The organism is Streptomyces sp. NPDC058662, assembly GCF_042716255.1.
GTDB lineage: Bacteria > Actinomycetota > Actinomycetes > Streptomycetales > Streptomycetaceae > Streptomyces.
In genome coordinates this window covers 38,448-47,319 of the sequence record NZ_JBHXRU010000048.1, presented here as the reverse complement: position 1 = coordinate 47,319, position 8,872 = coordinate 38,448, and the positions used below count along the sequence as shown (strand labels likewise).

The 8,872-nt window shown below is 69.8% G+C and carries 7 protein-coding genes; 6 read left to right on the top strand and 1 reads right to left on the bottom strand.

What is annotated here, in order from left to right:
- The first annotated feature begins 405 nt into the window (after window positions 1–405).
- The 6 genes from ACFWUQ_RS18520 to mmsB all read left to right on the top strand — a co-directional run bounded on the left by ACFWUQ_RS18520 (window position 406) and on the right by mmsB (window position 7,172).
- The gene (locus tag ACFWUQ_RS18520; protein WP_384538988.1) at window positions 406–1,899 is read left to right on the top strand and encodes a DEAD/DEAH box helicase; all 1,494 of its coding nucleotides are present in this window, start codon (window positions 406–408) and stop codon (window positions 1,897–1,899) included.
- 47 nt (window positions 1,900–1,946) lie between these two features.
- Window positions 1,947–2,351 (top strand): CBS domain-containing protein, encoded by a 405-nt coding sequence (locus ACFWUQ_RS18515; RefSeq protein WP_384538986.1) that lies wholly within the window; start codon window positions 1,947–1,949, stop codon window positions 2,349–2,351.
- 48 nt (window positions 2,352–2,399) lie between these two features.
- A complete protein-coding gene (locus ACFWUQ_RS18510; RefSeq protein WP_384538985.1) occupies window positions 2,400–2,711 on the top strand; it encodes an SCO5918 family protein in 312 nt (103 codons plus the stop codon).
- A 467-nt stretch (window positions 2,712–3,178) separates the two neighbouring features.
- Complete coding sequence (gene chvE / locus ACFWUQ_RS18505) at window positions 3,179–4,261, top strand: multiple monosaccharide ABC transporter substrate-binding protein (protein WP_384538983.1); 1,083 nt, start codon at window positions 3,179–3,181, stop codon at window positions 4,259–4,261.
- 106 nt (window positions 4,262–4,367) lie between these two features.
- Window positions 4,368–5,915 carry a multiple monosaccharide ABC transporter ATP-binding protein gene (gene mmsA / locus ACFWUQ_RS18500; protein WP_384538982.1) on the top strand — a complete coding sequence of 516 codons (1,548 nt, stop codon included), beginning with the start codon at window positions 4,368–4,370 and terminating at the stop codon, window positions 5,913–5,915.
- A 3-nt stretch (window positions 5,916–5,918) separates the two neighbouring features.
- Window positions 5,919–7,172 carry a multiple monosaccharide ABC transporter permease gene (gene mmsB, locus ACFWUQ_RS18495; RefSeq protein ID WP_384538980.1) on the top strand — a complete coding sequence of 418 codons (1,254 nt, stop codon included), beginning with the start codon at window positions 5,919–5,921 and terminating at the stop codon, window positions 7,170–7,172.
- Between the two features lie 184 nt (window positions 7,173–7,356).
- On the opposite strand, the gene araA is transcribed toward mmsB, so the two are convergent.
- Complete coding sequence (gene araA / locus ACFWUQ_RS18490; protein ID WP_384538978.1) at window positions 7,357–8,868, bottom strand: L-arabinose isomerase; 1,512 nt, start codon at window positions 8,866–8,868, stop codon at window positions 7,357–7,359.
- Window positions 8,869–8,872: the final 4 nt, after the last annotated feature.

Below are 8,872 nucleotides of genomic sequence, written 5' to 3'. Positions count from 1 at the left end.
AAGGGCCCGCAGGCCGAGAACATCGTTCCCGCCTGACGCTGACGCGTCTACGTAGCTGGGGCCCGCACCTTGGGGTGCGGGCCCCAGCTCGTTGCATTTCCCCTCGCACGCACCGTCGGATGCTGACGTTTTCGCGTGCGCCACGGGCCACGGTGCATCGCGCCGGCCCGCCTCACGGTTCGGCCTGGCGGATACGTTCTCACACGTCGCCCGCCCCGCCTCCTGCTGTCGCCTGTAAGCCGTCCGCCGTCTCATCGGCCTCCTGGACGCACCGCGCAGCACTCTCTCCGCATTCCCTGTCCGCTGATGTCGCGGAAGGGCTCTGCCCCGTCTCTCTTCGGCCCGTTCTCGCGAATACCCGCCATGGGGATTCCTCGGTACGTGTCGTATCGAGGAAGGTTCCGCATGGACCGCACCATTCGCACGAACGACCGCTATTCCCGTACCCGCACCGGCGGCCAGAGCGGCGCCCCCCGGACAGGCCGTACCGGCGCCTCCGGCCGTTCCGCCACTTCCGGCCGTTCGGGCTACGGCAGCCGCCGGCCCGCCGCGGTCCAGGGCGAGTTCGCCCTGCCGAAGACGATCACCCCCGCGCTGCCCGCGGTCGAGGCCTTCGCCGACCTGGACATGCCGGCCCAGCTGCTGGCCGCTCTGGACGTCGAAGGGATGAAAGTCCCGTTCCCGATCCAGGGCGCGACCCTGCCCAACACCATCGCCGGGCGTGACGTCCTGGGGCGGGGCCGCACCGGCTCCGGCAAGACCCTCGCCTTCGGGCTGGCCCTGCTGGCCCGCACCGCCGGGCAGCGCGCAGAGCCCGGGCAGCCGCTGGCGCTGGTCCTCGTTCCCACCCGCGAGCTCGCGCAGCAGGTCACGACGGCGCTGACGCCGTACGCCCGCGCGGTGAAGCTGCGCCTGGCGACGGTGGTGGGCGGTATGCCCATCGGTCGTCAGGCCAACGCGCTGCGGAACGGCGCGGAAGTCGTCGTCGCCACGCCCGGCCGGTTGAAGGACCTCATCGACCGCGGCGACTGCCGCCTGAACCAGGTCGCGATCACCGTCCTGGACGAGGCCGACCAGATGGCCGACATGGGCTTCATGCCCCAGGTCACCGCCCTCCTCGACCAGGTGCGCCCCGAGGGCCAGCGGATGCTGTTCTCCGCCACCCTCGACCGCAACGTCGACCTCCTGGTCCGCCGCTACCTCACCGACCCGGTCGTCCACTCCGTCGACCCCTCCGCCGGAGCGGTCACGACGATGGAGCACCACGTGCTGCACGTCCACGGCGCCGACAAGCAGCGGACGACGACGGAGATCGCGGCGCGCGAAGGCCGGGTGATCATGTTCCTGGACACGAAGCACGCCGTCGACCGCCTGACCGAACACCTGCTGAGCAGCGGGGTACGGGCCGCGGCGCTGCACGGCGGGAAGTCCCAGCCCCAGCGGACCCGCACCCTCACGCAGTTCAAGACCGGGCACGTCACCGTCCTCGTCGCGACCAATGTGGCGGCCCGCGGGATCCACGTCGACAACCTCGACCTCGTCGTGAACGTCGACCCGCCGACCGACCCCAAGGACTACCTGCACCGCGGCGGCCGCACCGCCCGCGCCGGCGAGTCCGGCAGCGTCGTCACCCTCGTCACGCCCAACCAGCGCCGCGACATGACCCGCCTCATGCTCGCCGCGGGCGTCACCGCGCAGACCACCCAGGTCCACTCCGGCGAAGAGGCACTCAACCGCATCACCGGCGCCCAGGCCCCCTCCGGCATCCCGGTCACCATCACCGCGCCGGTCTCCGACCGCCCCAAGCGCAGCACCAGCTCGCAGCGCGGACGCCGCAGGCCCGCTTCGGCCGCCCAGCGCATGAGCCTGCGTCAGTCCGCCTTCGATGCGGCGGCCTGACAGACCCAGTGATCCGGAAACTGACCCACCTCTGCAGGAGGAACGTGTTGACGCTGGTCCAGATGCAACGCCGCCCCGCACACGCCGACCTTGCGCCCCGCACGGTGAACGACACCATGGAGGCGGCCTGCCCCCAGGTCTGTGACGACATGACGGTCGAAGTGGCCATGGCTGTCATGGCCAGCGCCCGCGCCGGGCACCTGCTGGTCTGCGACGAGTACGGCGAGTGCACCGGACTGGTCACCCGAGCCCAGCTCGTCGCCCTCCACGGCAGCGCCGGGTACACGGACCAGGTCCGCCTGCGCGCTGTTCTCGACGGACGCGGGCCTTTCACCTCACCCGAGACCACGATGACCGAGGCGGAACACGCGATGCGCTACCGCGGGCTCGCCGCCCTGCCCGTCATCGACGAGCAGGGAAGCGCCCTGGGCGTTCTCGCCCTCACCCGCTGAAACCGCCGCACCGCGGTACGACCGACACCTTCTTCCTGTGAGGCACTCATGCGCTGCGTCATCGCCCGCTTCCCGTTCGACCTGACGAAGGCCGGCGTCCTGGAATCGATGAAGGGCGTCAAGCCCGAGCAGGTCATCGGCGAATCCGTGATCATCGGCCGACGCACCTACCCCCTCAAGCAGGTCGGCCAGGTCATCACGCGCCAGGACCGCCGCGACTTCAGCGCCGGCGAAGTCCTCCGCGCCATGACCCAGCTCGGGTTCACCTGCCGCGGCCTTCCCCAAGCCGCCGTGCCCGCGCGTGTACTCAGCCCGCTGCAGCAGGCATCTGCGATGCTCGGCACCCCGGTGAGCGTCTGACAGGCGCGGCCGGCACGAGCGCGTATCCACGCAGCGAAAGGGCTCGATCGGCATCCGCCGGTCGGGCCCTCCCGCGTCTCTGCGGGATGCGGGGTGTCTGCGCGGTGAGGGATCAGCGGTCAGCAGGGGGCGCGCAGCTAGTGTTAACGCTAACAACATCCCGGTCAAGCCCCGCCGCTGACCGCATCTCCCTTTGCCCCACGCTATATCCAACGGTGATCCACGACCCCTTGACGCAATTTCTGTGAGCGTTAACACTCATGTAACGCCTGCCCAGAGCGGCACCCACCGGGGCCTCCAGTGGGGTCAACCCACCCCGCCGCCCGGTCGGCCGGACCGATCCCGACCGAACCCGGCCCCCCTCCACCCCGGGCCGGCGCTCGCTCCCCGCTCGGCTCGACCCGAGGCCCCCGCCGAGGTCGCGCCGATCGCGGCATACCACTGGAGGAATAGTGCGGAAGGTTTCGATGGGCCTCGCTGCTGCGGGCCTCACCCTGGCTCTGACGGCCTGCGGCCAAAGCGCCAACGGTGTGGGCGACGGAGCGGGCGGCGGTGACACCAAGGGTGGTCTCGTCGGTATCGCGATGCCCACCAAGTCGTCGGAGCGCTGGATCAACGACGGCGACAACATGGTCAAGCAGTTCCAGGCCAAGGGCTACAAGACCGACCTGCAGTACGGCGACAACGTCGTCGAGAACCAGGTCTCGCAGATCGAGAACATGATCACGAAGGGCGCCGAGCTGCTGGTGGTCGCCGCCATCGACGGCTCCTCGCTCACGAACGTCCTCCACCGGGCCGCCGAAGCGAAGATCCCCGTGATCTCGTACGACCGCTTGATCCGCGGCACCGGGGACGTCGACTACTACGCGACCTTCGACAACTTCAAGGTCGGTGTCCTGCAGGGCAGTTACATCGCCGACAAGCTGGGCCTCGCGGGCGGCGGGGGCCCGTTCAACATCGAGCTGTTCGCAGGCTCGCCGGACGACAACAACGCCACGTTCTTCTTCCAGGGCGCCATGAGCGTGCTCCAGCCGTACGTCGACCAGAAGAAGCTCGTCGTCCAGAGCGGTCAGACCAGCCTCAGCCAGGTCGCCACACTGCGCTGGGACGGCGGTGTCGCACAGTCCCGGATGGACAACCTGCTGAGCAAGTCGTACACATCGGCCCGGGTCGACGCGGTGCTCTCCCCGTACGACGGCATCTCCATCGGCATCCTCTCCTCCCTCAAGGGCGTCGGCTACGGCAGCCCGGGCAAGGCCCTGCCGATCGTCACCGGCCAGGACGCCGAGCTGGCATCGGTGAAGTCCGTCATCGCGGGGGAGCAGACCCAGACCGTCTACAAGGACACCCGCGAGCTGGCCAAGGTCGCGGTCCAGATGGGCGACGCCCTGCTCACCGGCGGCCGGCCCGAGGTCAACGACACCGAGCAGTACGACAACGGGGCCAAGATCGTCCCGGCGTACCTGCTGCAGCCCGTCAGCGTCGACAAGGAGAATTACCAGAAGGTGCTGGTCGACGGCGGGCAGTACACCGCCGACCAGCTCAAGTAGCCGCGGGCCTCCACGCAGGGCCGCACCAGAGCCGGGCGCGTGCGGGCGGGCAGTCGACCTGACCGGCCCCCGCCCGTACCGCCCCTGTCGAAACGGATGCACCACCATGGCCGGACCCGTCCTTGAGATGCGTTCGATCAGCAAGTCCTTCCCCGGCGTCCAAGCGCTCTCCGACGTCACCCTGAGCGTCGCCCCCGGCGAGGTCCACGCCGTCTGCGGTGAGAACGGCGCCGGGAAGTCCACCCTGATGAAGGTGCTCAGCGGGGTCCACCCGCACGGCTCCTACGAGGGCGAGATCTTCTTCCAGGGCGAGCCCTGCGCCTTCAAGGACATCCGGGCCAGCGAACAGCGCGGCATCGTGATCATCCACCAGGAACTCGCCCTGGTGCCGTACCTGTCCATCGCGGAGAACATCTTCCTCGGCAACGAGCACGCCACCCGGGGCTTCATCAGCTGGAGCACCACACTCACCCACGCCAAGGCGCTATTGCGCCGGGTCGGGCTGGACGAGAGCCCCCACACCCGGATCGCCGACATCGGCGTGGGCAAGCAGCAGCTGATCGAGATCGCCAAGGCGCTCGCCAAGGAGGTCAAGCTGCTGATCCTGGACGAGCCCACGGCCGCCCTGAACGGCGAGGACAGCCGCAAGCTGCTCGACCTCATCCTGGAGCTCAAGGCCCAGGGCATCTCCTGCATCCTCATCTCGCACAAGCTGGGCGAGATCGCCCAGGTCGCCGACTCCGTCACGATCCTGCGCGACGGCCGGACCATCGAGACCGTCGCGGTCGGCGCCGAGGGCATCTCCGAGGACCGGATCATCCGGGGCATGGTCGGCCGCGATCTGGAGCACCGCTACCCCGAGCGCACACCCGACCCGGGCGAGGTGGCCTTCGCCGTCGAGGACTGGACCGTCCACCACCCGATCGACCATCAGCGCAAGGTCGTCGACGGCGTGTCGCTCCACGTGCGGCGCGGCGAGATCGTCGGTATCGCCGGCCTGATGGGCGCGGGCCGCACCGAGCTCGCGATGAGCGTCTTCGGCCGCTCGTACGGGCGCCATACGGGGGGCCGGGTGCTGCTCGACGGCAAGGAGATCCGCACCCGCACCGTCCCGGAGGCGATCGGCCACGGCATCGCGTACGCCACCGAGGACCGCAAGCACCTCGGGCTGAACCTGATGGATGACATCAGCCGCAACATCTCCCTGAGCGCGCTCGGCAAGGTCGCGCGCCGCGGCTGGGTGAACGAGCACGAGGAGAGGCGGGTCGCGGAGTCCTTCCGCAGGACCATGAACATCAAGGCCCCTTCGGTGTTCGCGGAGACCGGGAAGCTCAGCGGCGGCAACCAGCAGAAGGTCGTCCTCAGCAAGTGGATCTTCTCCGAGCCGGAGGTACTGATCCTCGACGAACCCACCCGGGGCATCGACATCGGCGCCAAGGCCGAGATCTACACAGTGATCGCCGAACTCGCCGCCCAGGGCAAGGCGGTGCTGATCATCTCCTCCGAACTCCCCGAGCTCCTCGGCCTGTGCGACCGCATCTACGCGATGGCCGACGGTCGGCTCACCGGCGAGGTGGACCGCGCGGACGCGACCCAGGAATCACTCATGCGCCTCATGACCGTGAGCGCTGCGACCGAGAACGAGCAGGTGTAAGGCATGGCCCAGACAGAGACCGCGGACACCCCGGGCACCACGGACCGCAAGACGGCCCGGCCCGCCCAACCCGGCGGCGGTGGCGGCGCGGGCCCCCTGCTGGTGCGGGCGCTGCGCGGCAACATACGCCAGTACGGCATGCTCGTCGCGCTGGCGCTGATCGTCGTGGTGTTCCAGATCTGGACCGACGGCATCCTGCTCCAGCCCCTCAACATCACCAATCTGATCCAGCAGAACAGCTACATCCTGATCCTGGCCATCGGCATGATGATCGTGATCATCGCCGGGCACATCGACCTCTCGGTGGGTTCGCTGGCCGCCTTCGTCGGCGCCGCCGCAGCCGTCATGATGGTGGAGCACGACGTGCCGTGGCCGCTCGCGCTGGCCGCCGCCCTGCTGATCGGCGCGGCCGCCGGTGCCTGGCAGGGGTTCTGGATCGCGTACGTCGGCATCCCGTCCTTCATCGTCACCCTGGCCGGCATGCTGCTGTTCCGCGGCGGGACGCAGATCGTGCTGCAGGGCCAGTCGGTGGCGCCCTTCCCCAAGGGCTTCCAGCAGATCAGCAGCGGTTTCCTGCCGGAGGTCGGCCCGCGGACCGACTACCACAACCTCACCCTGCTGCTGGGGCTCGTCGTGCTCGTGGTGGCCGTCCTGCAGGAGTTCCGCAGCCGACGGCAGGCCGCCCGGTACGGCCTCGACCTGCTCCCGCTGGGCTTCTTCCTGGCCAAACTGGGCGCCGTCGCCGCAGCGGTACTGGTGTTCACCCTGCTGCTGGCGAGCTACCATGGCTTCCCGATCGTGCTGCTGATCCTCGGCGTGCTGCTGGTGGCCTTCGGCTACCTGATGCGCAACTCCGTCCTGGGCCGCCACACCTACGCCATCGGCGGCAACGAGGCCGCGGCGAAGCTGTCGGGCGTCAAGAGCAAGCGCGTCGTCTTCCTCGCCTTCGTCAACATGGGGGTGCTGGCCGCGCTGGCCGGCATGGTCTTCGCGGCGCGCCTCAACGCGGGTACGCCGCAGGCCGGGATCAACTTCGAACTGGAGGCGATCGCCGCCGCGTTCATCGGCGGCGCCTCGGCCTCCGGCGGCGTCGGCACCGTGCTCGGCGCCCTCATCGGTGGCCTGGTGCTCGGCGTGCTCAACAACGGCATGTCACTGGTCGGCATCGGCACCGACTACCAGCAGGTCATCAAGGGCCTGGTGCTGCTGGCCGCGGTCGGTTTCGACGTCTACAACAAGCGCAAGGCCGGCTCCTGAAACCCGTCCCGCCCCGGTCCGCCGCCCCGGCCTGTCAGCGAGCCGTCGAAGAGGTTCCCGGTGCAGATCTGCAGGCCGGGCTCGGTGGTCAGGCACTCCATCCTTCTGCCGCCGGCGCGGACGGGGGCGGGTTCGGGAGGACCGAGAGGGCGGCGGCCAGGGAGGACCCCGCCCGCCGTCCGCGTCAGAAGCCCTGGGCCAGGCGGTGGTAGGCCTGGTTCCAGCGGATCTCCTGGGTGAACCGGCGGATCGTGGTGTCCGTGTCGATGACCAGCAGCTCGGTGGCGAGGATGTCGGCGAGGTCGCCCAGCTCCTCGGTCCCGATCGCGCTGGACAGCACGGTGTGGTGGGGCGCGCCGGCGGTCAGCCACGCCTCGGTGGAGGTGCGCAGGTTCGGGCGCGGCTGCCAGACGGCGCGCGCGACGGGGAGGTTCGGCAGCGGTTCGAGGGGCTCGACCACGTCGATCTCGTTGGCGACGAGGCGGAAGCGGTCGCCCATGTCGGCCAGCCCGACCACGACGGCGGGACCGGGCCGGGCGTCGAAGACGAGGCGGACCGGGTCCTCGCGGCCGCCGATGCCCAAGGGGTGGATCTCGCAGGACGGCACGTCCGACGCGATGGTCGGGCAGACCTCCAGCATGTGCGCGCCCAGGATCAGCTCCCGCCCCGGCTCCAGGTGGTAGGTGTAGTCCTCCATGAAGGAGGTGCCGCCCCGCAGCCCGGTGGACATCACCTTGAGCGTGCGCAGCAGGACGGAGGTCTTCCAGTCGCCTTCGCCGCCGAATCCGTAGCCGTCGGCCATCAGCCGCTGCACCGCCAGGCCCGGTAGCTGGCGCAGGCCGCCGAGGTCCTCGAAGTTGGTGGTGAAGGCGTGGAAGCCGCCGTCCGCCAGGAACCCGCGCAGGCCGAGTTCGATCCGCGCGGCGTAGCGCAGGGAGTCGTGCCGGTCCCCGTCGGCGCGGAGTTCGGGGGCGAGGCGGTAGGTGTCCTCGTACTCCTTGACCAGCTCGGTCACCCCGGTGTCGGCGGCCGCGTCGACGGCTGCGACCAGGTCGTTGACGCCGTAGGTGTTGACCGAGACGCCGAAGCGGAGTTGGGCCTCGACCTTGTCGCCCTCGGTCACGGCGACGTCGCGCATGTTGTCGCCGAACCGCGCCAGCTTGAGGCTCCGCAGCTCGGAGCGGCCGGCCGCGGCCCGGGCCCAGGAGGCGATCCGCGCAGCCACCGAGGGGTCGCTGACGTGTCCGGCGACGGTCTTGCGGGCGACACCGAGCCGGGTCTGGATGAAGCCGAACTCGCGGTCCCCGTGGGCCGCTTGGTTCAGGTTCATGAAGTCCATGTCGATCGACGCCCAGGGCAGTGCGGCGTCGGCCTGGGTGTGCAGGTGGAGCAGCGGCTTGCGCAGGGCGTCCAGGCCCGCGATCCACATCTTCGCCGGGGAGAAGGTGTGCATCCAGGCGATGAGGCCGATGCAGGTGTCGTCCGCGTTGGCGTCCAGGCAGACCCGCCGGATCGCGCCGGCGTCGGTGAGTACGGGCTTCCAGACGATGTTCACCGGGATGCCGGAGTCGCCGAGGGCGTCGGCGATCCGGCGGGACTGCTCTGCGACCTGGCGCAAGGTGTCGTCGCCGTACAGCCCTTGGCTGCCGGTCAGGAACCAGACCTCGCGGCCCTCGATTGCCTTCTGTGCCTTCATGGGG

Bases quoted from the DNA above. Each gene is read 5' to 3' on its own strand.
- mmsA (WP_384538982.1), top strand. From the start codon at position 4,368: ATGGCCGGACCCGTCCTTGAGATGCGTTCGATCAGCAAGTCCTTCCCC.
- araA (WP_384538978.1), bottom strand. From the start codon at position 8,868: ATGAAGGCACAGAAGGCAATCGAGGGCCGCGAGGTCTGGTTCCTGACC.
- ACFWUQ_RS18520 (WP_384538988.1), top strand. From the start codon at position 406: ATGGACCGCACCATTCGCACGAACGACCGCTATTCCCGTACCCGCACC.
- chvE (WP_384538983.1), top strand. From the start codon at position 3,179: ATGGGCCTCGCTGCTGCGGGCCTCACCCTGGCTCTGACGGCCTGCGGC.
- mmsB (WP_384538980.1), top strand. From the start codon at position 5,919: ATGGCCCAGACAGAGACCGCGGACACCCCGGGCACCACGGACCGCAAG.
- ACFWUQ_RS18510 (WP_384538985.1), top strand. From the start codon at position 2,400: ATGCGCTGCGTCATCGCCCGCTTCCCGTTCGACCTGACGAAGGCCGGC.